This is a genomic window from Aeromonas aquatica (genome assembly GCF_000764655.1).
Classification (GTDB): Bacteria; Pseudomonadota; Gammaproteobacteria; order Enterobacterales; family Aeromonadaceae; genus Aeromonas; species Aeromonas aquatica.
On sequence record NZ_JRGL01000011.1, the window covers coordinates 20204 to 43520 of the forward strand.

Sequence of the window (23317 nt, forward strand, 5' to 3'; positions counted from 1 at the left end):
AGGCCAAACCCTTGGACAACTCGTTTCAGCGAGGATCCTCCGATCCCAACGGCTGGCATAAAAAGTCAAATTCCTTTAAAATCATCACCATAGATGATTATTGGCAATCTCCCCTCCCCTGTGCACAGTTGGCCAGTGATCGGTTATAAAAACAGCGATCCTCAGCGAAAAGCAGATTTGCTAGACTCATTCATCTCACAGGAGTCCTTCATGCCCACCAGTCCCCAGTCAGAGCAAGAATTATTGGCGCGCGCCTATGCCATGGCGGGGCTTCCCCTGGCCCAGCTCGCCGCCGATGCGAGTATCCCGGTGCCACGGGATCTGCGGCGGGACAAGGGCTGGATCGGCCAGTTGATCGAATGGCAACTGGGCGCCAGCGCGGGCAGCAGGCCGGAGCAGGACTTCCCGGAATTGGGGATAGAGCTCAAGACGATCCCGGTGGATCCTCAGGGCAAGCCGCTGGAGACCACCTTCGTCTGCGTCGCGCCGTTGATCGGTGTCAGCGGCCAGCGCTGGGAAGAGTCGAACGTGCGCAACAAGCTCTCCCGGGTACTCTGGATCCCGGTGGAGGGCAGCCGCGAGATCCCGATCGGCGAGCGCCGGGTCGGCATGCCGCTGCTGTGGAGCCCAAACGAGGAAGAAGATCGGTTGCTGCGTCAGGACTGGGAAGAGTTGATGGACATGATAGTGCTGGGGGAAGTGGAGCAGATCAGCGCCCGCCATGGCCAGGTGATGCAGCTAAGGCCCAAGGCGGCGAACAGCAAGGCCCTGACCCGCGCCATCGGCCGCAACGGCCAGCCGATCCAGACCCTGCCACGGGGTTTTTATCTCAAGATTGAGTTCACCCATCGGCTGCTGCAACGCCACTTCGCCCTGCCCGTTTGATCTTCACTATCAACATTCCTGTCATAAAGTGGTATAAAAATAACCAACACCATTTTCTTCGCAGTCAGTGACAAGGAGGCTACATGCCGATAAACAAGCAGTTTCTCAAGTCGCGTCCCGAGGTCAAGGTGACCTTTGCAGTGGAAAAAGAGGCCGCGGGCGAGGCCGAGCAGATCTTGCTACTGGGGGAGTTCAGCCAGTGGCAACCCATCGAACTCAAACGAATGAAGAACGGGGAATTCAAGACGACCCTCAATCTGCCCACCGATGGTCCCAACCATTTCGAGTACTGTTACCAGCTGGTGCAACCCGGGGGAGAGACCCATTACGACAACGACTGGGCGGCAGATGACTATGTGCCCGGCCCCTTCGGACGTGACAACTCAGTGGTGCGGGTCAGTCAGTAGGCGACGACCAGAACACTGGCGCGTCTGGCCGGTACCCGAATTGCGGACACAAAAAAGGCTCGCCATTGGCGAGCCTTTTCACTACCTGTCGAGCTTTTCGCCGACATGTCGACACCAATTCGAATCGAATTAGTTGAGCTTCTCTTTGATACGAGCAGCTTTGCCGGACAGGTTGCGCAGGTAGTACAGTTTGGCGCGGCGAACATCACCACGACGCTTCAGTTCTACACTGTGGATCAGCGGAGAGTGAGTCTGGAATACACGCTCAACACCTTCGCCGTTGGAGATCTTGCGAACGGTGAAAGCAGAGTGCAGACCGCGGTTACGCTTGGCAATGACGATGCCTTCGAAAGCCTGCAGACGCTCTTTACCACCTTCTTTAACACGAACTTGAACACGTACGGTGTCGCCCTGGGCAAATGCCGGGATGTCGGTACGCAGTTGCTCTTGTTCAAGCTGCTGAATAATCTTGCTCATTGTCTTTCCTTACCTAGGATAAACTGAAAACTCTACTTAGACGCAGTCACGCACTTCGCGGACATATTCGGCAAGAAGTGATTCTTGCTCGTCAGTCAGAGCTAGGTTGTTAATAAGTTCCGGCCTTCTCTGCCAGGTTCGTCCGAGCGATTGCTTGAGCCGCCAGCGCCGAATCACTTCGTGATTGCCGCTTGTCAGCGCCTCCGGCACCGCCAATCCATCCAACAACTCCGGCCGAGTGTAGTGGGGATGATCCAGCAGGCCATCCGTGAAGGAGTCCTGCTCGGCACTGGCCTGATCACCCAGGACCCCTGGGACCAGACGCGAAACCGCATCGATCAGGGTCATGGCAGGCAACTCGCCACCACTTAACACGTAATCCCCGATAGACCACTCTTCGTCGACTTCGGTTTGTATCACGCGTTCATCGATACCTTCGTATCGACCGGCGACCAGAATCAATCTCTGATTCGTCGCCAACTCGGTCACGCCCGCTTGAGTCAGCTTGCGTCCCTGAGGAGAGAGATAGATGACTTTCGCCCCGTCTCCCGCCGCTTGCTTGGCTGCATGAATCGCATCACGCAGCGGCTGCACCATCATCAGCATTCCGGGCCCACCACCATAAGGACGATCATCGACCGTACGGTGTTTGTCGTGGGTGAAATCCCGAGGGTTCCAGCACTCAATCTGCAGCAGGCCACTCTTGACGGCCCGACCCGTTACCCCGTGCTCGGTAATGGCTCGGAACATTTCCGGGAAGAGGCTAATGACCCCAATCCACATAAGAAACCTCCGGCACCCGTGTTAGCGCGGGAAACTAGAAACCAGGATCCCAATCAACTTCGATTGTTCGAGCAGTCAGATCAATGTTCTTGATCACCTGCTCTTCCAGGAACGGAATCAACCGTTCCTTAGCACCAAAGGCATCTTTTACATTGGCCTCAACCACCAACACATCGTTGGAGCCGGTTTCCATCAATTCGGTCACCTTGCCCAGGTCGTATCCCTTGGTAGTCGATACCGAGCAACCAATCAGGTCACGCCAGTAGAACTCACCTTCGGGCAACGCAGGCAACAGATCGGCGGGTACGCCAATCTCGACATTGGTCAATGCCAGGGCATCCTCGCGCACATCGATACCATCGAGCTTGCAGATCAGACCCTTGTTGTGACGCTTCCAGGCCGAAACCTGAATCTCACGCCATACCCCGTTCTGATTGATCAGCCAGGGGTTGTAATCGAAAATCGCTTCGGCAACATCGGTGAAGGAGTTCACTTTAAGCCAGCCCTTGATGCCGTATACGGTACCCAGGGTGCCCAGAACAATAGGTTTTTCCACCTTAACTCCCTACCGTTTGACTGATTAAGCAGCTTTGGCAGCGTCTTTGATCAGCTTGGCAACGCGGTCAGAAACAGCGGCACCAGTAGCAACCCAATGCTCGATACGAGCCAGGTCCAGCTTCAGCTTTTCAGCGTTGCCGGTAGCAACCGGGTTGAAGAAACCAACACGTTCGATGAAACGACCGTCACGGGCGCAACGGCTGTCAGTAACTACTACCTGGTAAAACGGACGCTTTTTCGCGCCACCACGTTGTAAACGAATGGTTACCATATCGTCCTCATTAACATCTAATGAACAAGGCCCGCAAACACGCGGACCCTAGCTTAAAATAAGCCGCGTAATTCTACTTGGATTCGTAATAATTGCAACCAAACCAGCCATTTTTTGCGCAGGATGCATCATGAAAAAGGCCCACATACATCTTGTGGGCCCTTGCGCTGGTTGAATCACTCGGGATCAGAACGGGCCACGACCACCGCCGCCGAATCCGGGTGGCAGCATGTTCTTCATCTGACCCATCATCTTGCGCATGCCACCCTTGCCGGACATCTTCTTCATCATGCGCTGCATCTCGGTGAACTGCTTGAGCAGCTTGTTCACGTCCTGCACCTGCATGCCGGAGCCCGCGGCGATGCGGCGCTTGCGGGAGCCCTTAATGAGATCTGGATGAGCACGTTCCTTGGGCGTCATGGAGCTGATGATGGCCTCCATGCGCACGGTGAGCTTGTCGTCCATCTGATCCTTGACGTTATCCGGCAGGCCGGACATGCCGGGCAACTTGTCGAGCATGCCCATCATGCCGCCCATGTTGCGCATCTGCGCCAGTTGCTCGCGGAAGTCTTCCAGATCGAAGCCCTTGCCACTCTTGACCTTGTTGGCCAGCTTGGCGGCCTTCTCTTTATCGACGGTACGCTCCACCTCCTCAATGAGCGACAGCACGTCCCCCATGCCGAGGATGCGGGAAGCGAGACGGTCCGGGTGGAAGGGCTCCAGCGCGTCTGTCTTCTCGCCCATACCGATGAACTTGACCGGCTTGCCGGTGATGTGGCGCACGGACAGGGCGGCACCGCCGCGGGCGTCGCCGTCCGCCTTGGTGAGGATCACGCCGGTGAGCGGCAGCGCCTCGTTGAACGCCTTGGCGGTATTGGCCGCATCCTGGCCCGTCATGGCATCGACCACGAACAGGGTCTCGACCGGCTTGATGGTGGCGTGCAGATCCTGGATCTCCGCCATCATCTCGCCATCGACGTGCAAGCGACCGGCGGTATCGACGATCACCACGTCATAGAATTTCTTGCGCGCCTGATCGATGGCGGCGGTGGCGATCGCCACCGGCTTCTGGGTCACGTCGCTCGGGAAGAAGTCGACCCCGATGTCGCCGGCCAGGGTCTCCAACTGCTTGATCGCCGCGGGACGATAAACGTCCGCACTGACCACCAGCACCTTCTTCTTACTGCGCTCTTTGAGCAACTTGGCCAGCTTGGCCACGGTCGTTGTCTTACCGGCACCCTGCAGACCGGCCATCAGGATGATGGCCGGCGGCTGGGCGGCCAGGTTGAGCTGCTCGTTCGCCTCGCCCATGACCGAGACCAGCTCGCCATGCACTATCTTGATGAATGCCTGGCCCGGGCTTAAGGACTTGGCCACTTCCTGACCGACGGCCCGTTCCTTGACCCGCGCCACGAAGTCACGCACGACCGGCAGGGCGACGTCCGCCTCGAGCAGCGCCATGCGCACTTCACGCAAGGTATCCTTGATGTTCTCTTCGGTCAGTCGGCCACGGCCGCTGACATTGCGCAGGGTGCGCGAGAGTCGTTCAGTCAAATTCTCAAACATGACGCATTCCGGTTCTTGGCGTAACAAATGGGGTGCATTATACCCCAGTCAGCACTATGAGGACGATGATTCGCCGCACAGCGGCCACCTGCCATCAGCATGGTCAGGCGTAATAGATGAGGCGCATTATACCTCAGTCAACGCCAGAGGACGATTATTCACCGCACGGGGCGGTCACCTGCTACTTATATATGGGCAGTTAGTCCCTGGCACAACTGGCGAGCATATCTTGTGCAAGGTATACTGCCTCTCTTTACTCATAAAGCTTGTTTAACAACGACCTGGTTATGATCGTGATCTCTGTTCTGGCCCTGGCGTTTTACCTGCTGGCCATCATCGCCTCGCTGCATCTGCTGCTCAGTGCCAAGCCCGTCGGGCAAGTGTCGCTGTTTGCCTGCATCGGTCTGGCCCTGACGGCCCACGGTATCGCTGTGGGCAGCGAAGTGCTGGCCACTCAGTCCGGCCAGAATCTCAGCATGCTGAACGTCGCCTCTCTGGTCGCCCTCATCATCAGCTGCTTCATGACCTGCGTGACCCGCCGCTTCAACGGCTGGATCCTGCTGCCCGTGGTCTACAGTTTCTCGGCCTTGCTGCTCGCGGCGAGCGCCCTCATCCCCGGCCGCTACATCACTCACCTGGAGGCCCACCCCCAGTTGCTGCTGCACATCGGGCTCGCCCTGATGGCCTACTCGGTGCTGATGATTGCCTGCCTCTTTGCATTGCAGTTGGCCTACTTGGACAGGCAGCTGAAATCCAGAAAGATCAGCAACCTGCCCGCCATGCCACCGCTCATGACGGTAGAGAGGCGTCTGTTCCAGCTCATCTCGGCCGGCCTGTTCCTGCTGACGCTGTCCATCGCCTCCGGCATGTTCTTCCTCGAAGACATGTTTGCTCAGGGCAAGTCCCACAAGGCGGTCCTGTCGATCCTCGCCTGGTGTGTCTACGTGTTGCTGCTATGGGGCCATCACAGCCGCGGCTGGCGTGGCCGCAAGGTCATCACCCTGAGCCTCGTCGGCAGCGTCATCCTGACCCTGGCCTATTTTGGCAGCCGTTTCGTCAAGGAAGTCTTGCTGAGCTGACGGCCCGTCCATCGCCTCACCATCCAACAGGAGCCTTTTTTGGACAGTATCTCGACGAGCACATTGCTGATTGTCCTCGTTATCTTGATCCTCTTGTCAGCCTTCTTCTCCAGCTCCGAAACCGGCCTGATGTCCCTCAACCGATACAAGTTGCGGCATCTGGCCCAGACCAAACACAAGGCAGCCCGCCGGGTAGAAAAACTGCTGGCCAGGCCGGACCGTCTGCTCGGCCTCATCCTCATCGGCAACAACCTGGTCAACATCCTGGCGTCCGCCATCGCCACCATCGTCTGCATCCGGTTGTTCGGGGATCTCGGCATCGCAATCGCCACCGTAGGCCTGACCCTGGTGGTTCTGGTCTTCGGCGAAGTCACCCCCAAGACCCTGGCCGCCATGTTCCCCGAGAAGATTGCCTATCCGGCCTCCTGGATCCTCAAGGGATTGATGGTCCCCCTCTCCCCCTTCGTCTGGCTCATCAACGGCATCACCACCGTGCTGCTCCGGCTGATGGGGCTGAACCACGCCAAGAATGACTCGCTCAACGCAGAAGAGCTGCGCACCATCGTCAACGAGGCGGGCAGCCTGATCCCCCAGCGCCATCAGGAGATGCTGATCGGTATCCTGGATCTGGACAAGATGACGGTGGAGAACATCATGGTGCCGCGCAGCGAGATCTTCGCCATCGACATCAACGATGACTGGAAGACGATACTGCGTCAGCTGGCTCACTGCGCCCATACCAAGATCCTGCTTTATCGCGACAACATCGATGATGTTGTCGGCTTCTTGCACGCACGGGATGCTCTCAGGCTGGTCGCCAAGGATCAATTCAACAAGTCCAGCCTGCTGCGGGAGGTCGATCCCATCTACTTCATTCCCGAGGGAACACCGCTCAACGTGCAACTGGCCAAGTTCCAGCGCAACAAGGAGCGGATCGGGCTGATTGTCGATGAATATGGGGATATTCAGGGGCTGATCACCCTGGATGACATACTCGAGGAGATAGTCGGTGACTTCACCACCTCCATGACGCCGACCCCGAGCGACGAGATCCACCCCCAGCCGGACGGCTCCTTCCTGGTGGAAGGCTCCGCCAGCATCCGCGAGCTGAACAAGGAGATGAACTGGCACCTGCCCATCGAGGGCCCACGCACTCTCAACGGGGTGATCCTGGAATACCTGGAGGAGATCCCCCAACCGAACATCAGCGTCAGGCTGGCGGGCTATCCCATCGAGATCATTGAAGTTGAGAACAACATGGTGAAAATGGCGCGGATCATGCCGCATCTCTACCGCAACGAATCGGGTTACGAGGATTGAAAAAAGGCTGCCGATGGCAGCCTTTTTCGTCTCACTCGTTTTCTTCGTCCGGCTCCAGCTCAAGCACCAGGGTCGGGATCAGCTCGCCGAACACCTGTTGCAACTCGGCGCGGTTGGCCAGCAAGTCTTGCAGCGTATAGCTGTCCATCACCGCCAGGAAGGCATTCATCGCCTCTTTCAAGGCACTCTTCAGCAGACAGACCGAGACGATATGACAGACCGGCGAGTTGCAGTCTATCCCGTCCAGATTGCCTTCCAGTGCCCGGATCACCTGACCGATATTGACCGTCTCCGGCGCACAGGCCATGCGGATCCCGCCGTTCTTGCCGCGCTGGGACTGCAGATAGCCCAGCTTCACCAGCTGGTTCACCACCTTCACCATGTGATTGCGGGACACGTCGTACAGGGCGGACACCTTGGCCACGCTCGACAGTTCGCCTTCCGGCAGGGTCGCCAGATAGAGCAGGGCTCTCAATCCAAAATCGGTATAGCTAGTTAGTCTCATAGTGCCTGTGGCGCATAGCGCAAGAAATTGATGATTGATCCAGATCAATTAAACATTTAGGATGCAACTTATTAAGTGGCATTTTATATGTTCAATTAAAAAGGACCTCCTATGTTAGACCAAGGCACCATCGCCGTCATCAAAAGCACCATCCCTTTGCTCGAATCGGCGGGGCCGGCCCTCACCCAGCACTTCTATCAACGCATGTTCAGCCACAATCCCGAGCTGAAGGATGTGTTCAACCTGGCCCATCAACGCAGCGGTGGCCAGCCGCTGGCGTTGTTCAACGCCGTGGCCGCCTACGCCAAGAACATCGACAACCTAGGTGCCCTGGCCGGCGCGGTGGAACGCATCGCCCACAAGCACACGGGTTTCCTTATCCAGCCGGAACAATATCACATTGTAGGTAGTCATCTCTTGGCCACGCTCAAAGAATTGGGTGGTAGTGCGGTAACCGACGAGGTGCTGGATGCCTGGGGCAAGGCCTATGGGGTGCTGGCTGGCATCTTCATCGGCCGGGAGAGCGAGATCTATCAGGAGCGAGCCGCGCAGGCCGGTGGCTGGCAGGGTGCCCGCCCCTTCATCATCAAGGAGAAGCGCAAAGAGAGCGAACTCATCACCTCCTTCGTGCTGGCCCCTGCCGATGGCAAGCCCGTACTCGCCTTCAAACCGGGCCAATACCTCAGCATCCAGCTCAACCACCCGACGCTGGAGTATCAGGAGATCCGCCAATACTCCCTCTCCGATGCCCCCAACGGCCGCGACTATCGCATCAGCGTCAAGCGCGAGCCCCAGGGTCAGGTCTCCAACCTGCTGCACGACCAGCTGCAGGCGGGTGACGAGGTGGCGCTGATGCCGCCGACCGGTGACTTCTTCCTGCAGGCCGACGCCAGCAGTCCAGTGGTGTTGCTCAGTGCCGGCGTGGGCCTCACCCCCATGCTGAGTATGCTCAACCAGCGGCTGGCCGAGCCGCAGGCTGCCGACATCCGCTGGCTGCACGCCTGCGAACAGGGCGCCGTCCATGCCTTCAAGGAGGAAATCCAGGCCAAGAGCCGGCAACACGCCCACCTGCAGAGTCGAGTCTGGTATCGCACCCCTGCCGAGCAGGATGTGGAAGGGGAAGATTATGATTTCAGCGGCACCATGGCGCTGGAGCAGGTCACCGACCTCATTCCGGCCCATGCCCACTACTACTTCTGCGGCCCCCTCCCGTTCATGAAGGCGATCAAGGCCCAGCTGCTCGCGCTGGGTGTGCCTGCCGAGCGGATGCACTACGAGGTCTTTGGTCCCCATCAGGATCTATAAGACGCCCGTATCCTGACACGGCGAGATGCAACAAGGCCCACGAACGCAGGTTCGTGGGCCTTGTCATATCCGGCATCACATCAGACAGAGATCAGCGCATCGCCTTGGCGCGGGCGATAGCGTTGGCGGGCATGCGATTGCCGAGCCGGTTCAGCAGGCTCGCCGCCTTCTGGTGAGTGGCCTTGTCACCGATGACGGTGCCGTGCAGCCAGTGATAGGCCTCCTCATAATCCAGCGGACTGCCCATGCCCTGCAGTAGCATCTCGACCCATTCGATCTGTGCCCGCTGGAAGCCAAGGCTGGCCGCCTCTCGCATCAGGGTCTCGGCTCGCGCCAGATCCTTTTGCACCAGTATCCCCTTCCAGTAGTAGCGGCCCAACTGTTCAAGCGCGGGCGCCAGCCCCTGATCGGCCGCCTCCCACATGTATTGCACGCCCATCTGGGCATCGGGCTTGATGCAGACTCCCCAGGCCAGCATGTCACCCCACAGGAACTGGTAGGCGGGGATCTTCATCACGGAGGCGCGCGCCTCTATGTCCTGGGTCAGCTGGCATCTGTCCTGCTTCACCCGGGTCAGATGGCGGCCCTGTTCAATCCAGTTGAGCAGCTCATCCTGCCGATAGAGCTGTACCGCCTGCAGGCCCGTGCTCAGCGGCTCGGGCAAGGGGGCGGATGCCGGTGCCGGTGCTGATGTTGGGGCAGCCGCGGGAGCGGTCGGTATAGGAGCTGACGCTGTCACGACGGGAACAGCCGGCGCCGGAGTGGATAAGGCGGGTATGGATGGCGCAATGGCAGCAGACACCGCAGGCGCCTGAGTTGGCGAGGCAGTCGAGACCGTCTCGGCCCCCTGCAAGGGGAGGCTGCATAAACAGATAAGGCCGACGAGGGTACTGGGTTTCATCATGGAGATCTCCTGCTGCTCTCGGTTATCGGCAGCAAGCGCCATCTCCTTAGTTCCTCTCACTCGGTGATCGGGCAGTCCCCATCATGACAAAGGGGAGCCGAAGCTCCCCTTATGGCTGACGATGCGGCTTATTTGACGAAGTCGACGCCCAGCTGGATGTCGGCCTTCAGGGTGGCCAGCATGCTGTTCATGGACTCTTGCTCGAAGGCGCTCAGCTTGCCGTAGTCCAGTACGGACTCGACGCCGTTCTTGCCAAGCAGGATGGGCTGGGCGAAGAAGGTGGCGTGCTCGCCGTTGCCTTCCACATAGGCACATTCGATGACGTTGGCTTCGCCCTGCAGACCCTTGATCAGGGACAGACCGAAGCGGCAGGCCGCCTGACCCATGGACAGGGTGGCAGAACCGCCACCGGCCTTGGCTTCCACCACTTCGGTACCGGCATTCTGGATGCGCTTGGTCATGGCAGCCGCTTCTTCTGCGGTGAAGCTGGCCCCTTCGATCTGGGACAGCAGCGGCAGAATGGTCACGCCACTGTGGCCACCGATCACGTTGACACGGATCTTGTCGATGTTCAGGCCCTTGGCCTCGGACACGAAGGTCTCGCCGCGGATGACGTCCAGAGTGGTCACGCCGAACAGGCGACGCTTGTCATAGACACCGGCTTTCTTCAGCACTTCGGCGGCGATGGCGACCGTGGTGTTGACCGGGTTGGTGATGATGCCGATCAGCGCCTTCGGGCAGCTGGCCGCGCACTTCTCCACCAGATTCTTGACGATACCGGCGTTGATGTTGAACAGGTCGGAACGATCCATGCCGGGCTTGCGGGCCACACCGGCGGAGATCAGCACGACATCGGCGCCGACCAGAGCAGGGCTCGGATCTTCACCGCAGAAACCTTTTACTTTCACGTCAGTCGGGATATGGCTCAGATCCGCCGCCACGCCCGGGGTGACCGGGGCAATGTCATACAGGCTCAGTTCGGAACCAGCAGGCAGGCGATTTTTCAACAGCAGAGCGAGGGCTTGGCCGATGCCACCGGCGGCACCCAGAACGGCAACTTTCATGATCAACTCCATGTTTCAGCGTAGGTTTAAGGTTGTTTCTAGTTGGATTAAAGCTGTTTCTTATTGTGGGCCTCACCTTAAAGGATCCCCTGCGAAAAAACAATCTGATAACAGTTGTAATCACAGGTTCTGTGAGCCAGGAAACAAGCGGTGATGAAAATGGAGAGGAATCTGCGATAAATGGGAGGAAAGGCACAGATTTCCTGTGCCTCTCTCACCATTAAGAGGTAATTACGGCTGTTTCAAGACTGAAATGCCAGAGCTCGTCTTTCACACCAACGGAAACCAATTGTTAACAATCCATTCATGGTCAGGTAGAGCGCACCGGCCACGGTGAACACCGCCAGGGTGTCATAGGTCTGGGCGTTGAGACGCTGGGCCAGCCCCATAACATCCATGATGGTGATGGTGCTGGCAAGCGAGCTGCCCTTGAGCACCAGGATCACCTCGTTGGAGTAGGCGGGCACCAGCCGGCGAGCGGCGTGACGCGCCTTCATCCACAGGGTCTGTCCGGCCGAGAAGCCGAGCGAGCGACAAGCCTCCACCTCGCCGGCCGGGATGGCGTCGAGCGCCCCCTTGAACAGCCGGGTGGAATAAGCCGCGGTGTTGAAGCCCAGGGCCAGCACGGCGCAGAACCAGGGCTGCTTGAGCAGCGGCCAGAGCGGGCCGGCCTTGAGCCACTCGAACTGACCCGGGCCGTAGTAGATGAGGAAGATCTGGATGAGCAGGGGCGTGCCGGTGAAGATCAGCACCCACAGCTGCACCAGCTGGGTCGCCACCGGAATGCGCCGCTCCAGCACCCAGGTCATGCCAATCGCCAGCAGCACGCCGAGCAACAAACTGAATGCCGTCAGCTGCAGGGTGATCGCCAGACCACCCAGCAGGGTCATGAGATAGTCCTGCATGGTCAGCCTCCGTAATGGCGGATATAAAAGGATGCCTGCTTGGGCCCGAATTCACTCAGCTGACTGACGACGATCGGTTGCAGGGTGGTCACTAATCCCCCCAGCAGGGTCAAGAAATAGTCCTGCATGGTCAGCCTCCGTAACGACGGGTATAGGGGGCCGCCAGTGTGAGATTGAGGCCAAACTCCCTCACCAAGTTCACCAACGGGGTCATGAGATAGTTATTCATCGTCCTTAACCTCCGTAGCGACGGGTATAACGGGCAGCCTGCTTGAGGCCGAACTCACTCACCAGGCTGATGCCTAAGTAAATGAGGGCCGCAGCGGCATACCAGGTGAAGGGTTCATAGGTGCTGGCCGATGCCATCTGCGCCTGACGCATCATCTCGTTCACCCCGATAAGGGAGACCAGGGCCGTGTCTTTGAGCAGCACCAGCCACTGGTTACCGAGCCCGGGCAAGGCGTGGCGCCAGGCCTGGGGCAGCACGATACGAAAGAAGATGTGGCCCCTGCCGAGGCCGAGTGCCAGCGCCGCCAGCCGCTGCCCCGAGGGCACCGCATTGAGCGCGGCCCGCAGGGTCTGGGTGGCGTAGCTGGCAAACAGCAGGGAGAGCGCCAATACGCCGCAGGCGAAGGGACTGAACTCCACATACTCGCCGGTGATGAGGAACAGCACCTGGGTCGAGCCGAAGTAGATGAACAGCACCACCAGCAGCTCGGGCAGGCCACGGATAAGCGTAGTCAGGGTGGCCACCGGCCACACCAACCAACTGCGCTTGCTGAGCTCGGCGGCGCTGAACCCCAGCGCCAGCGCCATGCCCCCGACCAGTGATGCCAAGGCCAGCCCCAGGGTCATCCAGGCTGCGTCCAACAACAGGCTCAACATGGTTTATTTCTGCGCGAAGTATTTGTCATAGATCTTCTGATAGGTGCCATTGGCCTTGATCTCGGCCAGCCCCTTGTTCAGTTGACCCAGCAGCTCCTGGTTGTCCTTGGCCACCGCGATGCCAAAGCCGGTACCGAAGTACTTGGCGTCGGTCACGGGGGCGCCGATCACGCCGTAATCCTTGTGCTGCTTGAGCCAGTCGGCGGCGACGGCGGTGTCGGCGAAGACGCCGTCGGTACGACCGTTCATCATGTCGAGGAAGGCGCTCTGGTAGCTGGCGTAAGGCACGGTCAGCAGGCCCTTGCTGATCCAGTTATCCACCAGGTAGGACTGATGGGAGGAGCCGTTCTGCACGCCGACCGTCTTGTCGACCATCTCTTCCGGGCCCTTGAAGCTGCCCTTCTTGGCCACGAATACGGCGGAGTTTTCGTAATAGATGTCGGAGAAGTCGACCTGGGCGGCCCGCTCCGGGGTCACGTCCATGGCGGCGATGGCGGCATCGTAGCGACGGAATTTGAGGCTGGGGATCAGGCTGTCGAAGGCCTGGTTGTGGAAGCTGCACTCCAGCTTGGCCTGGGCGCAGATGGCGCGGGCCAGGTCGATGTCGAAGCCCTGGAACTCGTTCTTGTCATCCAGGTATTCAAACGGCGCGTAGGTCGCCTCGGTGGCGAACTTGATCTCCTTGGCCAGCACTGAGGTGCTCAGCAGGCCCATGGCGGCGATCAACAGCAGACTCTTTTTCATGACAGCTTCCTTATCGACTCAGTATCAATGCATCAAGAATTCGGCAAACCGGCTGGTTTGCGGGGCCTGGAAGATGGCGGCGCTACCGGACTCGATGATCCGCCCCTTCTCCAGATAGATCACCTGACTGGCCACCTTGCGGGCGAACTCCACCTCGTGGGTCACCACCACCTGGGTGATGCCGGTCTGGCTCAGGGTGCGGATGATCTCCGCCACCTCTTTGGTTATTTCAGGATCGAGTGCCGCGGTCGGCTCATCAAACAGCAGCACCTGCGGATCCATCATCAGGGTACGGGCGATGGCCACCCGCTGCTGCTGACCACCGGACAGGCGCGCCGGCCAGGCGTCGCGCTTGTCGGCCAGTTGCAGCTGGGCGAGCAGGTAGGCCCCCTTGTCGATGGCGGCCTCGCGGCTCATGCCGAGCACCTTGACCGGCGCCTCGATGAGGTTCTCCATCACGGTGAGATGGGGCCAGAGGTTGTACTGCTGGAACACCATGCCCACCTTGCGGCGCAGGGCCTGTGCCTGACGGTTGAATTCCGCCGTCGACAGGGAGGACGGGAAAGAAAATTCATTGTCGCCGATGCGCAGTACACCGGCATCCGGGGTATCCAGCAGGTTCATCATGCGCAGCAGCGAACTCTTGCCTGCACCGCTTGGGCCCAGTAATACCAAGGTCTCGCCGGGAGCGGTCTTGAAGCTGACCTGTTGCAGTACCTGCACCTTGTGCCAGGATTTTTCGATGCCGATTAATTCAATACCCATACAGCCCAATTGAATAAGTTTTCAAAATTTCGTCCTGATTCTAGCGCCAGGTTGGGTGGATGCAAGCTATATTTGAATCAATATGCAGAACAAGCGCCGCTTCCTTGCCAAAACCGGCATATGAATGCAAAATAGCAGCGCTGTTCGTATCTGCCGCCTGAGCGTGACAGGCGGCCACACCCCTCATTCGTGAGTCCAAGATGAAACATAACGACAAGCAAGAAAAACTGGCAAAGGCCTTTAAAGCCCTGCTGAAAGAGGAGCGCTTCGGCTCCCAGGCAGAGATAGTCACTGCCTTGCAAGAGATGGGCTTCGAGAACATCAACCAATCCAAGGTCTCGCGCATGCTGAGCCGCTTCGGCGCCGTTCGCACCCGCAATGCCAAGATGGAAATGGTCTACTGCCTGCCGGTGGAACTGGGTGTGCCCACCACCTCCAGCCCGCTCAAGAACCTGGTGCTGGATGTCGACCACAACGGTGCCCTGGTGGTGATCCACACCAGCCCGGGTGCGGCCCAGCTGATCGCCCGCCTGCTCGACTCCCTCGGCAAGGCCGAAGGGATCCTCGGCACCATCGCCGGTGATGACACCATCTTCATCACCCCGACCAGCGACACCGACATCGAAGAACTCTACCTCTCGGCGCTCGAGCTGTTCGAACAGACTCCTTGATCAGGCAGGCCTTCCCGGCCCTGTGACCTGAACGAAAAATCCCGGCCTAGGCCGGGATTTTTGTTATCTGTGCGGCCTGCATGCCGCCTGACGGGTACGCGGGCGCTGCTGCCACTGCCACAGCTGAGCCGACAGGGTCAGAGATCCATATCAGACCGCTTGCTTAGGCTCATTTCTACAGCGTATTCGTGCTGTCATTTCCCCTGGGATAGCAGGAAATCTTGCGAGGGGGCGAAGAGAGCCACACCAGTCACCGCCTTGGTGAAACGCAGCAGATGATCGTAGTGGCTGCCCTCCCCCTTGTACATGCTGGCCAGCATGGCGTTGAAGTGCTGGGGGGTGCGGCAGCAGGAGATGAAGTAGAGCCCCTGCTCGCGCATGGTGCCCCAGGGCATGCTCTGGCGCAGGATCTCCATGGACTCGCCCTTCGGAGTCTTGAGATTGACCCGCTTGATGTGGGAGGTCAGCGGCTTGTCGGCAGACTCGTATTCGATGTTGTCGACCTTGGTGCGGCCTATGATGTCTTCCTGCTCCTTCAGCGCCAGCTTCTGCCAGTCGGTCAGGGCATGGACCCAGCGCTGCACATGGATGTAGGAGCCGCCGGCGAACTCGCCGCCTTCCAGCAGTGCCACCTCGGCCCTGTGCTCATCCTGCGGGTTCTCGGTGCCATCGACGAAACCGGTGAGATCCCGGCAGTCCAGGTTGCGGAAGCCCCGCACCTCTTCGGCAAGCGTTACCAGGCCCGCCAGCAGCGCCATCACCCGCTGACCGGCGTGATGCAGCACGTCCACCCGGTCGGCACGCAGTTGCACGAACAGATCGAAGGGGGTGTTCGGCGCTTCCTGGCCATTGGCGGACTGCGCCATAAAGCCGCGGAACTGGGGCGGACGGGCGGCCGGATAGATGGCATCCCAGCCTTCGGCGCCCACGGCAACCAGACCGGAAAAACCGGCCGCCGGGAAGTCGGCGGCGACCGCATCCCACAGCAGCGGCAGCTTGGCCAGACGGGCCGCCAACTCGGCGCCGTCACCGGTGCGATTGAACATCAGATAGAGGGCGTGCAGATTCGGCTCTGCGCAGATCCCGGCTTGGGCTTTCATTTCTCTCTCCAAAGACATTGGCTAAAGGCGTGGCGGGATTATAAACCGGAACCGGGCCAATTCCTTGATTTCACATCGCTATCAGGGCAAAGAGTCGAACAGCACCAGAGCATGGGGGGCCACAGTGACCCGCGCCCTCTCCCCCTCCAGCGGCTCGCCGATGCTGGCCTCCAGTAGTTGCTCCCCACACGCCACCAGCACCCGGCAGTGATGGCCGAGGAACTGCTGCTCCCGCACCAGCAAGTCGCCGTCAGCGGCGGCCGTCAACGCCAACTGCTGGGGCCTAAGCATCAGCTGCAGCCGCTCTCCCGGGACGCGACCGTGCGGCTCATGGCCACAGATGACCCCGAGCGCTGTCTGCACGCAGTGGCTGTCCACCACCTCGGCCGCCAGATAGTTGACCCCGCCGAGAAATTCCGCCACGAAGCGGTTCTCGGGGCGGCGATAGAGCTGCTCCGGCTGGCCCACCTGCTCGATATGACCGGCCCGGAACAGCGCCAGCCGATCGGCGAAGGCGAACGCCTCCTCCTTGCTGTGGCTGACGAAGATGGCGCCGATTCCCTGACGCTTGAGCAGGGCGCGGATCTCGAGGATCAGCTTCATTCTCACCTGGGTATCAATGTTGGAGAAGGGCTCGTCCAGCAGCATCAACTTGGGCTTGCAGACCAAAGCGCGAGCGATGGCAACCCGCTGCTGCTGGCCACCGGAGAGCTGATGGGGATAGCGATCCCCCAGCCCCTGCAGGTTGACCAGGGTCAGCGCCTCCTCGATCTGCTGCTGGCGGCTGTCGCGAGGCACCCGAGTCAGCCCGAAGCCGATGTTCTCGGCCACCGTCAGGTGGGGGAAGAGGGCGTAATCCTGAAAGATCATGCCGATGTGGCGGCGCTCAGGCGACACCGTCACACCGGGCCCATCCAGCAGGGTCTCGCCGAGACGAATGCTGCCTTCCGCCAGCGGCAGCAGGCCGGCGACGGCCTTGAGCAGCGTGGTCTTGCCACAGCCGCTCGCCCCGAGCAGGCAGACGATCTCGTTGTCGGCCACCGTCAGGGAGAGCTGTTCCAGCACGTTCTGGCCGTTATAACGGCAGCTTACCTTCTCTACTTGCAAGCAAGACACGACTCGGTTCCTCTCGTTTCATGGCATCCCCGCCGCTGGCCGGGATGCCCTCATATACCCTGATAACGGGCCTAGTGACCCGGGCTGTCCAGGCTGCGGTTGACCCAGATAAGCGGCACCAGCCCCACCAGCACTATGACGATGGCGCCGAGCGCCCCCCGCTCCAGCATCTCGTCCGAGACGAACTGGTAGACGTGGGTGGCCAGGGTCTCGAAGTTGAACGGCCGCAGCAGCAAAGCCGCGGGCAGCTCCTTCATGGATTCGATGAACACCAGCATGGCACCGGCAAAGAGGCCGCGTCTCACCAGGGGCAGATGCACCCGGCGCAGCATGCCCCCCGTCCCCTGCCCCAGGGAGCGGGCCGCCATGTCGAGGCTGGGGGAGACCTTGCCCATGCTGCTCTCCACCGAGCCGATGGCGATGGCCACGAAGCGCACCAGGTAGCCGAATACGATGGCGGTGAGGGTGCCGGTCAGCAGCAGGCCTGGCCCCTGCATCCCGAGCCACTCGGCCAGATCGTTGAGACCAAAATCCAGCGCCGTCAGCGGCACCAGCACCCCGATGGCCAGCACTGTGCCCGGCATGGCATAGCCGGTGGCGGCGATGCGCAGGGGCAGCAGGCTGCGGGTGCCGCCATCGAGGCGGCGGAAGAAGCCGAGCAGCAGGGCTATGGCCATGGCGAGCAGGGCAGTCAGGGCCGAGATGAGCAGACTGTTGCCAGCGAAACGCACGAATTCCGGCGTCCACGACAACTCGAAGTAGCGCACCCCGTAGTCCAGCAGTATGACGAACGGCAGGCCGAAACCGGCCAGCACCAGTCCCCAGCACCAGAGCCCGGCCAGCAGACGGCTGGCCCCCTTGAGGGGGTAGCGCAGGGGCTGCTCATGGCCCATGGATTTCTGGAACACCTGCTGGCGCTGGCGGGAGCGGCGCTCCAGGGCGATGAGCAGCACCACAGCCAGCAACATCAGGCAGGAGAGCCGGGCGGCTGTGGCCAGGCTGCCATAGCCGAGCCAGGTGTCGTAAATGGCCGTCGTCAGGGTGTTGATGGCAAAGAAGTGGACTGTGGCGAAGTCTGCCAGTGTCTCCATCGCCACCAGCGACGCCCCCACCATGATGGCAGGACGGGCCAGGGGCAGGCTGAGGCGACGAAAGCTCTGCCAGGGGGTGCAACCGAGCAATCGGCTGGAGTGGATCAGGCTGACCGACTGCTCCAGGAAGGAGGCGCGCGCCAGCAGATAGACATAGGGGAAGAGCACCAGCGCCAGCACCCAGGCGGCACCGCCGAGGGAGCGGATGGCCGGGAACCAGTAATCGACCGGGCTTTGCCAGTCAAACAGGGATCTCAGCCCCGCCTGCAGCGGGCCCGAGTAGTCGAGCAGGTCGGTATAGACGTAAGCCACTATGTAGGAGGGCATGGCCATGGGCAGCATCAGCGCCCACTGCAGGGCGCGGCGCCCCGGCACCTGGCACATGGCGACCAGCCAGGCGGTGGGCACCCCGAACAGCAGGCTGAGCAGCACTACCCCCAGCACCAGCCCTGAGGTGTTGCCAAGGTAATCGAGCAGTACCGTATCGGCGAGGTGGCGAAACAGGTCTCCGTCTGCCGAGAAGGCAGAGAAGATGAGGGCAAGCACCGGCAAACCCAGCAGCAGGGCGGTGGCCCAGCTGCCGGCAATCCATCCAAAATTTTTCATGAGACCACAGCGATTGATGGGGCCTTAGGCCCCATCTGATTACAAGTCGAATTTCACTTCATCCAGCAGCTGCAAGGCGTCCTTGCGGTGCTTGGCATAGTCGCTGACCGGCAGGGAGTCAGACTTGAAACTGCCCCAGGACTTGACCATGGCGGAAGGCTCGACCCCGGCCTTGACCGGATACTCGGCATTCACGTCCGCATACATGTGCTGGGCGGTGTCGCCAGAGAGGAACTCCATCAGCTTCTGGGCGGCGTCCTTGTTCTTGGCGTACTTGGTCATGGCCACGCCGCTCACGTTGACGTGGGCACCGCGATCAGCCTGGTTCGGGAAGTTGATGTAAACCGCCTCGGCCCAGGATTTCTGCGCCGGGTCTTTCAGCATGGCGCCCAGGTAGTAGCTGTTGCCCAGCGACAGATCGCAGATACCGTCCTTGATCGCCTTGACCTGATCCCGGTCGTTGCCTTGCGGCTTGCGCGCCAGGTTGGCCTTGACCCCTTCCAGCCAGGTCTTGGTGTCCGCCATACCGTGATGGGCAATCATGGACGAAACCAGCGCCACATTGTACTCGTGCTTGCCGCTGCGGGTACAAATTTTTCCTTTGAATTCAGGCTTGACCAGATCTTCGTAGCGGATGGTGTCGAGCTTGCCGAGACGATCCTTGCTGGAGTAGATGGCGCGCACCCGGGTGGTCAGGGCGAACCACTTGTTGTCCGGATCACGATAGATGGAGGGGATGTTCTCCTGCAGTGTCTTGCTGTCCACCGGCTGCACCAGATCCTTGTCCACCAGATCGGTCAGACGGCTGATGTCGACGGTCAGCATCAGATCCGCCGGGGAGAGCTTGCCTTCCCGTTCCAGACGCTCGTTCAGCCCCTCTTTGGCGAACACCACGTTGACCTTGATACCCGATTCCTTCTCGAACTGCTGGATGATGGGCTTGATCAGCTCATCTTGCCGGTTGGAGTAGACGTTCACCTCCCCTGCAGCCAATGCCGACTGGGTGACCAGCGAGGAGAAGAGCAGCGCCAACATCTTCATTTTCATCATCCATTCCTTGTACATGTATCGATTGATAACTATTTTCGTTTGCATTCTGCACAGTCGAGACAACAGTATCAAGGTCGTTTACACAGGTAGGATCACATATTTAACCATCGACCAAACAAAGAGGCCGGATGGAATCCCACCCAGCCTCTCGATGATATATCACTCATTTCGGCCAGACTGGCTGTCCCCGCTCACCCCGACCGACAGGCAGCAAAATGGTCATAAGGGATCACAGTGCCTCGTCGTCGCTCTCACCGGTACGGATGCGGACCGCCTGCAGCAGGTCGTAGACGAAAATCTTGCCATCACCGATCTTGCCGGTATAAGCCGCTTTGCAAATGGCCTCGATCACCCCTTCCACGTTCTCGTCGGCGGTGGCGATCTCCAGTTTAACCTTCGGCAGGAAGTCGACCTGATACTCGGCTCCCCGGTATAATTCGGTGTGTCCCTTCTGACGACCGAAGCCCTTGACCTCGGACACGGTCAGGCCCTCGACCCCCAGGCTGGCGATGGCCTCGCGCACATCGTCCAACTTGAAGGGTTTGATAATCGCAGTAATCAGCTTCATCTGGTTGCTCCCAATCCATGGTATGTCGTGGATAGAGACTTCAATTCTTGTGCCAAGTATTTTTATTGTTTATTTTCATAAAGATAGGCTTTAACCCTTGGGCCATTAGGACCCAGGATCACCAAGGAAGCGCATCTCGCCCCATATTGAGGCACCAAGCTGCACCAGACTCCCTTGATGCACCAAATGAGAGCATCACCCCATGTTAGTCATCTCCAACAGCGTGACCATCCCCTGGCACGAGCTGCAGTTCCAGACCATGCGCGCCCAGGGCGCCGGCGGTCAGCACGTCAACAAGACCGACTCCGCCGTCTGGCTGCGCTTCGATTACCGCGACTCCCCCAGCCTGCCGGATCTCTACAAGGAGGGGCTGGAGAAGCTGAGCGACAGCCGGGTGCACGACGGCTTCATCCAGATCAGGGTCGAGACCCATCGCAGCCAGGACATGAATCGCAAGGAGGCCATGAGCCGGCTGACCGAGCTGCTGAAGAAGGCCGCCTGGCGCCCCAAGGCCCGCCACGCCACCAAGCCGACCCGCAGCTCCCAGCGCAAGCGGGTCGACGCCAAGAAGCGCAAGGGGGACATCAAGTCGGCCCGCGGCAAACCCGTGCTGGAGTGACCTCGACTGCCCACGCCAAGGAATCAACACAGATGAGATACAGCTTCTGCGACAGCGCCCATGGTCCCTTGCTCGTCGCCATCGATCGGGACGGGCTGCGCTATGTGGAGTTCGTGCGAGGTGAGCGGCCCGTGATGCCGGCACCGGAATGGCAGCGGGACGAGGTGGCGCTCGCCCCCTTCATCGAGCAGTTCGAGGCCTACTTCGCCGGCCGGCTGCAACGCTTTGACCTGCCGCTCGCCGCCCGGGGCACCCCCTTCCAGCAATCCGTCTGGCAGGCCCTGTGCGAGATCCCCTACGGCGAGACCACCAGCTATCTGGAGATCGCCCGGGCCATCGGCAATCCCAAGGCGATGCGGGCGGTGGGCGCCGCCAACGGCCGCAATCCTTTGAGCATCATAGTGCCCTGCCACAGGGTCATAGGCCGCAGCGGCGAGCTGATCGGATATGGCGGAGGCCTGCCCATCAAACGCTGGCTATTGGCGCTGGAGCAGGAGAGCAGAGGCTTTGAACTGACCCCACCCGGCGTTTAGCAAAATGAACATAGTATGAAGAATCGCCTCAGAAGGGCTTCAGACAGGAGCTGGCATCATGGCTTCATACTTGGATGGCACGGAACATCCTTCATCCAGGTACCACCCGTGTGACGCTTCCAATCTGTCTTTTTCCCCGCGCCTCCCCAGAGGCGCTTTTTTTTGCCTGTCGTCCGGCCACAAAAAAGCCCGCCGAAGCGGGCCTTGACCGGAAGGTGCTAGCTTCGGGGTCACATCAGAGGGCGAGGAAGAGCCCGGCCAGGGAGGCGCTCATCAGGTTCGCCAGCACCCCCGCCAGAATCGCACGCATGCCGTAACGGGCGATGAAGGCCTTGCGCTCCGGTACCATGGCCCCCAGGCCGCCGATCAGGATCGCCATGGAGGAGATGTTGGCGAAGCCGCACAGGGCGAAGGTGACGATGGCCTTGCTCGAGGCATCCAGGGTCTGATCCTGCACCAGGGCGATGAAGGCGACGAACTCGTTGATGACGATCTTGGTGCCGATCAGGGCGCCGGCCGCCTGAGCCTGATCCCAGGGCACACCGATGAGCCAGGAGACGGGGGCAAACAGCCAGCCCAGGATGATCTGGAAGCTCAGCTCCAGCCCCACCAGATCCCCGGCCCAGCCGATCAGACCGTTGAACAGGGCGATCACCCCGACGAAGGCCAGCAGGGTGGCACCCACCGCCACCGCGATGTTCAGACCCGCCATGGCGCCGTCGGCCGCCGCTTCGATGACGTTGGTCGAGCGCGGCATCTCCACGTCCTGGTGGTGATCCACCTCATCGGCACTGGGGGGCACCAGGATCTTGGCCATGGCCAGACCGGCGGGGGCCGACATGAAGGCCGCCGCGATCAGGTATTTCAGCTCGACGCCGATGCTGGCGTAGCCCACCAGGGTGCCGCCGGCCACCGAGGCCAGGCCGCAGCTCATCACCGCGAAGAACTGGGAATCGGACATCTTGGAGAGGTAGGGCTTGACCACCAGGGGCGCCTCCACCATGCCGACGAAAATGTTGGCGGTGGCGGAGAGGCTCTCGGCACGGCCGGTGCCCAGCAGTTTCTGCAGGCCGCCGCCGAGCAGGGCGATCACCTTGGGCATCAGGCCGATGTGGTAGAGGATGGCGATGAGGGCGGAGAAGAAGATGATGACCGGCAGCACGTTGAACGCGAAGATGAAGCCCAGCTTGAACTTGGCCAGATCGCCGAACAGGAAGGCGATCCCCTCCTGACCGTAGCCGATCACGCTGCTGACACTCTCGCTGACCCCGTTCAGCACGCTCTGACCGGCGGGCAGCCAGAGCACCAGCGCGGCGAAGAGGATTTGCAGACAGAGGGCCAGGCCGACTGTTCGCAACGGGATACGACGACGATTATCAGAGCAGAGTACGGCCATCGCCAGGATACTCAGGATGCCGAGCAGGGCAATCATAGGGATTCCATCTAGTGGGGTAAAAGATGGGCGCGGATTCTGCTCCTCCCGCGTGGTTACTGCAAGCCCGCCTGGTTACGGATCTGTTAGCAAAAACGTTTTCACGAT

Annotated in this window: 27 protein-coding genes; 8 read left to right on the top strand and 19 right to left on the bottom strand. The window is 60.2% G+C overall.

What is annotated here, in order from left to right; all coding sequences use genetic code 11:
* Positions 1 to 210: 210 nt before the first annotated feature.
* Both mutH and LG30_RS0102810 read left to right on the top strand, forming a co-directional pair.
* Positions 211 to 885 (top strand): DNA mismatch repair endonuclease MutH, encoded by a 675-nt coding sequence (gene mutH, locus LG30_RS0102805; RefSeq protein WP_033129195.1) that lies wholly within the window; start codon positions 211 to 213, stop codon positions 883 to 885.
* Positions 886 to 968: 83 nt separating this feature from the next.
* A complete protein-coding gene (locus tag LG30_RS0102810) occupies positions 969 to 1292 on the top strand; it encodes an isoamylase early set domain-containing protein (RefSeq protein ID WP_033129196.1) in 324 nt (107 codons plus the stop codon).
* Between the two features lie 129 nt (positions 1293 to 1421).
* On the opposite strand, the gene rplS is transcribed toward LG30_RS0102810, so the two are convergent.
* From rplS to ffh, 5 genes are all read right to left on the bottom strand, one after another.
* Complete coding sequence (gene rplS / locus LG30_RS0102815) at positions 1422 to 1769, bottom strand: 50S ribosomal protein L19 (protein WP_005313505.1); 348 nt, start codon at positions 1767 to 1769, stop codon at positions 1422 to 1424.
* A gap of 36 nt (positions 1770 to 1805) precedes the next feature.
* Positions 1806 to 2552 carry a tRNA (guanosine(37)-N1)-methyltransferase TrmD gene (gene trmD / locus LG30_RS0102820; protein WP_033129197.1) on the bottom strand — a complete coding sequence of 249 codons (747 nt, stop codon included), beginning with the start codon at positions 2550 to 2552 and terminating at the stop codon, positions 1806 to 1808.
* A 34-nt stretch (positions 2553 to 2586) separates the two neighbouring features.
* Complete coding sequence (rimM, locus tag LG30_RS0102825) at positions 2587 to 3108, bottom strand: ribosome maturation factor RimM (RefSeq protein ID WP_033129198.1); 522 nt, start codon at positions 3106 to 3108, stop codon at positions 2587 to 2589.
* Between the two features lie 24 nt (positions 3109 to 3132).
* Positions 3133 to 3381, bottom strand: a complete 249-nt coding sequence (gene rpsP, locus LG30_RS0102830; protein WP_033129199.1) for a 30S ribosomal protein S16 — start codon at positions 3379 to 3381, stop codon at positions 3133 to 3135.
* Positions 3382 to 3567: 186 nt separating this feature from the next.
* Positions 3568 to 4947 carry a signal recognition particle protein gene (gene ffh, locus LG30_RS0102835; protein ID WP_033129200.1) on the bottom strand — a complete coding sequence of 460 codons (1380 nt, stop codon included), beginning with the start codon at positions 4945 to 4947 and terminating at the stop codon, positions 3568 to 3570.
* Between the two features lie 287 nt (positions 4948 to 5234).
* On the opposite strand from ffh, the gene LG30_RS0102840 reads away from it, so the two are divergent.
* Both LG30_RS0102840 and LG30_RS0102845 read left to right on the top strand, forming a co-directional pair.
* Positions 5235 to 6026 carry a cytochrome C assembly family protein gene (locus tag LG30_RS0102840; protein ID WP_033129201.1) on the top strand — a complete coding sequence of 264 codons (792 nt, stop codon included), beginning with the start codon at positions 5235 to 5237 and terminating at the stop codon, positions 6024 to 6026.
* A 39-nt stretch (positions 6027 to 6065) separates the two neighbouring features.
* Positions 6066 to 7346 carry an HlyC/CorC family transporter gene (locus tag LG30_RS0102845; protein WP_033129202.1) on the top strand — a complete coding sequence of 427 codons (1281 nt, stop codon included), beginning with the start codon at positions 6066 to 6068 and terminating at the stop codon, positions 7344 to 7346.
* Between the two features lie 31 nt (positions 7347 to 7377).
* On the opposite strand, the gene LG30_RS0102850 is transcribed toward LG30_RS0102845, so the two are convergent.
* On the bottom strand, positions 7378 to 7851 hold the full coding sequence (locus LG30_RS0102850) for an Rrf2 family transcriptional regulator (protein ID WP_033129203.1): 474 nt from the start codon (positions 7849 to 7851) through the stop codon (positions 7378 to 7380).
* Between the two features lie 111 nt (positions 7852 to 7962).
* Here LG30_RS0102850 and hmpA point away from each other — a divergent pair, with 111 nt between their 5' ends.
* Positions 7963 to 9156 (top strand): NO-inducible flavohemoprotein, encoded by a 1194-nt coding sequence (hmpA, locus tag LG30_RS0102855; protein WP_033129204.1) that lies wholly within the window; start codon positions 7963 to 7965, stop codon positions 9154 to 9156.
* A gap of 91 nt (positions 9157 to 9247) precedes the next feature.
* Here hmpA and LG30_RS0102860 read toward each other — a convergent pair whose 3' ends face one another.
* From LG30_RS0102860 to LG30_RS0102885, 7 genes are all read right to left on the bottom strand, one after another.
* Positions 9248 to 9820, bottom strand: a complete 573-nt coding sequence (locus LG30_RS0102860) for a tetratricopeptide repeat protein (RefSeq protein WP_161785788.1) — start codon at positions 9818 to 9820, stop codon at positions 9248 to 9250.
* A gap of 368 nt (positions 9821 to 10188) precedes the next feature.
* Positions 10189 to 11124 (bottom strand): malate dehydrogenase, encoded by a 936-nt coding sequence (gene mdh, locus LG30_RS0102865; RefSeq protein ID WP_033129205.1) that lies wholly within the window; start codon positions 11122 to 11124, stop codon positions 10189 to 10191.
* A 242-nt stretch (positions 11125 to 11366) separates the two neighbouring features.
* Positions 11367 to 12029 (bottom strand): arginine ABC transporter permease ArtM, encoded by a 663-nt coding sequence (gene artM, locus LG30_RS0102870; RefSeq protein WP_033129206.1) that lies wholly within the window; start codon positions 12027 to 12029, stop codon positions 11367 to 11369.
* Positions 12030 to 12031: 2 nt separating this feature from the next.
* Complete coding sequence (locus LG30_RS22855) at positions 12032 to 12157, bottom strand: hypothetical protein (RefSeq protein WP_274518482.1); 126 nt, start codon at positions 12155 to 12157, stop codon at positions 12032 to 12034.
* A gap of 106 nt (positions 12158 to 12263) precedes the next feature.
* On the bottom strand, positions 12264 to 12914 hold the full coding sequence (gene artQ / locus LG30_RS0102875) for an arginine ABC transporter permease ArtQ (protein WP_033129207.1): 651 nt from the start codon (positions 12912 to 12914) through the stop codon (positions 12264 to 12266).
* A 3-nt stretch (positions 12915 to 12917) separates the two neighbouring features.
* The gene (locus LG30_RS0102880) at positions 12918 to 13658 is read right to left on the bottom strand and encodes a transporter substrate-binding domain-containing protein (protein ID WP_033129208.1); all 741 of its coding nucleotides are present in this window, start codon (positions 13656 to 13658) and stop codon (positions 12918 to 12920) included.
* Between the two features lie 24 nt (positions 13659 to 13682).
* Positions 13683 to 14423: an ATP-binding cassette domain-containing protein gene (locus LG30_RS0102885; protein WP_033129209.1), complete on the bottom strand. Its 741-nt coding sequence runs from the start codon at positions 14421 to 14423 to the stop codon at positions 13683 to 13685.
* Between the two features lie 200 nt (positions 14424 to 14623).
* Between LG30_RS0102885 and argR the strand changes: the two genes are divergently transcribed.
* Positions 14624 to 15094, top strand: a complete 471-nt coding sequence (gene argR, locus LG30_RS0102890; protein WP_005308670.1) for a transcriptional regulator ArgR — start codon at positions 14624 to 14626, stop codon at positions 15092 to 15094.
* Between the two features lie 194 nt (positions 15095 to 15288).
* On the opposite strand, the gene LG30_RS0102895 is transcribed toward argR, so the two are convergent.
* From LG30_RS0102895 to glnK, 5 genes are all read right to left on the bottom strand, one after another.
* Positions 15289 to 16194, bottom strand: a complete 906-nt coding sequence (locus tag LG30_RS0102895) for a Dyp-type peroxidase (protein ID WP_033129210.1) — start codon at positions 16192 to 16194, stop codon at positions 15289 to 15291.
* 81 nt (positions 16195 to 16275) lie between these two features.
* On the bottom strand, positions 16276 to 17310 hold the full coding sequence (locus LG30_RS0102900) for an ABC transporter ATP-binding protein (RefSeq protein WP_033129211.1): 1035 nt from the start codon (positions 17308 to 17310) through the stop codon (positions 16276 to 16278).
* Between the two features lie 71 nt (positions 17311 to 17381).
* Positions 17382 to 19007: an ABC transporter permease gene (locus tag LG30_RS0102905; protein WP_033129212.1), complete on the bottom strand. Its 1626-nt coding sequence runs from the start codon at positions 19005 to 19007 to the stop codon at positions 17382 to 17384.
* 39 nt (positions 19008 to 19046) lie between these two features.
* Complete coding sequence (locus LG30_RS0102910; RefSeq protein WP_081965967.1) at positions 19047 to 20054, bottom strand: Fe(3+) ABC transporter substrate-binding protein; 1008 nt, start codon at positions 20052 to 20054, stop codon at positions 19047 to 19049.
* A 232-nt stretch (positions 20055 to 20286) separates the two neighbouring features.
* Positions 20287 to 20625, bottom strand: a complete 339-nt coding sequence (glnK, locus tag LG30_RS0102915) for a P-II family nitrogen regulator (protein ID WP_033129214.1) — start codon at positions 20623 to 20625, stop codon at positions 20287 to 20289.
* Positions 20626 to 20827: 202 nt separating this feature from the next.
* On the opposite strand from glnK, the gene arfB reads away from it, so the two are divergent.
* Together arfB and LG30_RS0102925 are read left to right on the top strand one after the other, a co-directional pair.
* Positions 20828 to 21244 carry an alternative ribosome rescue aminoacyl-tRNA hydrolase ArfB gene (gene arfB / locus LG30_RS0102920; RefSeq protein ID WP_033129215.1) on the top strand — a complete coding sequence of 139 codons (417 nt, stop codon included), beginning with the start codon at positions 20828 to 20830 and terminating at the stop codon, positions 21242 to 21244.
* Between the two features lie 32 nt (positions 21245 to 21276).
* Positions 21277 to 21777: a methylated-DNA--[protein]-cysteine S-methyltransferase gene (locus LG30_RS0102925; RefSeq protein WP_033129216.1), complete on the top strand. Its 501-nt coding sequence runs from the start codon at positions 21277 to 21279 to the stop codon at positions 21775 to 21777.
* Between the two features lie 235 nt (positions 21778 to 22012).
* Here LG30_RS0102925 and LG30_RS0102930 read toward each other — a convergent pair whose 3' ends face one another.
* Positions 22013 to 23209, bottom strand: a complete 1197-nt coding sequence (locus LG30_RS0102930; RefSeq protein WP_033129217.1) for a NupC/NupG family nucleoside CNT transporter — start codon at positions 23207 to 23209, stop codon at positions 22013 to 22015.
* Positions 23210 to 23317 lie beyond the last annotated feature (108 nt).

Coding starts and splice junctions, on each gene's coding strand:
- LG30_RS0102925 (WP_033129216.1), top strand. CDS start 21,277: ATGAGATACAGCTTCTGCGACAGCGCCCATGGTCCCTTGCTCGTCGCC.
- LG30_RS0102880 (WP_033129208.1), bottom strand. CDS start 13,658: ATGAAAAAGAGTCTGCTGTTGATCGCCGCCATGGGCCTGCTGAGCACC.
- trmD (WP_033129197.1), bottom strand. CDS start 2,552: ATGTGGATTGGGGTCATTAGCCTCTTCCCGGAAATGTTCCGAGCCATT.
- mutH (WP_033129195.1), top strand. CDS start 211: ATGCCCACCAGTCCCCAGTCAGAGCAAGAATTATTGGCGCGCGCCTAT.
- rplS (WP_005313505.1), bottom strand. CDS start 1,769: ATGAGCAAGATTATTCAGCAGCTTGAACAAGAGCAACTGCGTACCGAC.
- LG30_RS22855 (WP_274518482.1), bottom strand. CDS start 12,157: ATGCAGGACTATTTCTTGACCCTGCTGGGGGGATTAGTGACCACCCTG.
- hmpA (WP_033129204.1), top strand. CDS start 7,963: ATGTTAGACCAAGGCACCATCGCCGTCATCAAAAGCACCATCCCTTTG.
- LG30_RS0102810 (WP_033129196.1), top strand. CDS start 969: ATGCCGATAAACAAGCAGTTTCTCAAGTCGCGTCCCGAGGTCAAGGTG.
- LG30_RS0102850 (WP_033129203.1), bottom strand. CDS start 7,851: ATGAGACTAACTAGCTATACCGATTTTGGATTGAGAGCCCTGCTCTAT.
- LG30_RS0102910 (WP_081965967.1), bottom strand. CDS start 20,054: ATGAAAATGAAGATGTTGGCGCTGCTCTTCTCCTCGCTGGTCACCCAG.
- artQ (WP_033129207.1), bottom strand. CDS start 12,914: ATGTTGAGCCTGTTGTTGGACGCAGCCTGGATGACCCTGGGGCTGGCC.
- ffh (WP_033129200.1), bottom strand. CDS start 4,947: ATGTTTGAGAATTTGACTGAACGACTCTCGCGCACCCTGCGCAATGTC.
- LG30_RS0102930 (WP_033129217.1), bottom strand. CDS start 23,209: ATGATTGCCCTGCTCGGCATCCTGAGTATCCTGGCGATGGCCGTACTC.
- glnK (WP_033129214.1), bottom strand. CDS start 20,625: ATGAAGCTGATTACTGCGATTATCAAACCCTTCAAGTTGGACGATGTG.
- LG30_RS0102840 (WP_033129201.1), top strand. CDS start 5,235: ATGATCGTGATCTCTGTTCTGGCCCTGGCGTTTTACCTGCTGGCCATC.
- artM (WP_033129206.1), bottom strand. CDS start 12,029: ATGCAGGACTATCTCATGACCCTGCTGGGTGGTCTGGCGATCACCCTG.
- arfB (WP_033129215.1), top strand. CDS start 20,828: ATGTTAGTCATCTCCAACAGCGTGACCATCCCCTGGCACGAGCTGCAG.
- mdh (WP_033129205.1), bottom strand. CDS start 11,124: ATGAAAGTTGCCGTTCTGGGTGCCGCCGGTGGCATCGGCCAAGCCCTC.
- LG30_RS0102895 (WP_033129210.1), bottom strand. CDS start 16,194: ATGAAAGCCCAAGCCGGGATCTGCGCAGAGCCGAATCTGCACGCCCTC.
- rpsP (WP_033129199.1), bottom strand. CDS start 3,381: ATGGTAACCATTCGTTTACAACGTGGTGGCGCGAAAAAGCGTCCGTTT.
- argR (WP_005308670.1), top strand. CDS start 14,624: ATGAAACATAACGACAAGCAAGAAAAACTGGCAAAGGCCTTTAAAGCC.
- LG30_RS0102905 (WP_033129212.1), bottom strand. CDS start 19,007: ATGAAAAATTTTGGATGGATTGCCGGCAGCTGGGCCACCGCCCTGCTG.
- LG30_RS0102885 (WP_033129209.1), bottom strand. CDS start 14,423: ATGGGTATTGAATTAATCGGCATCGAAAAATCCTGGCACAAGGTGCAG.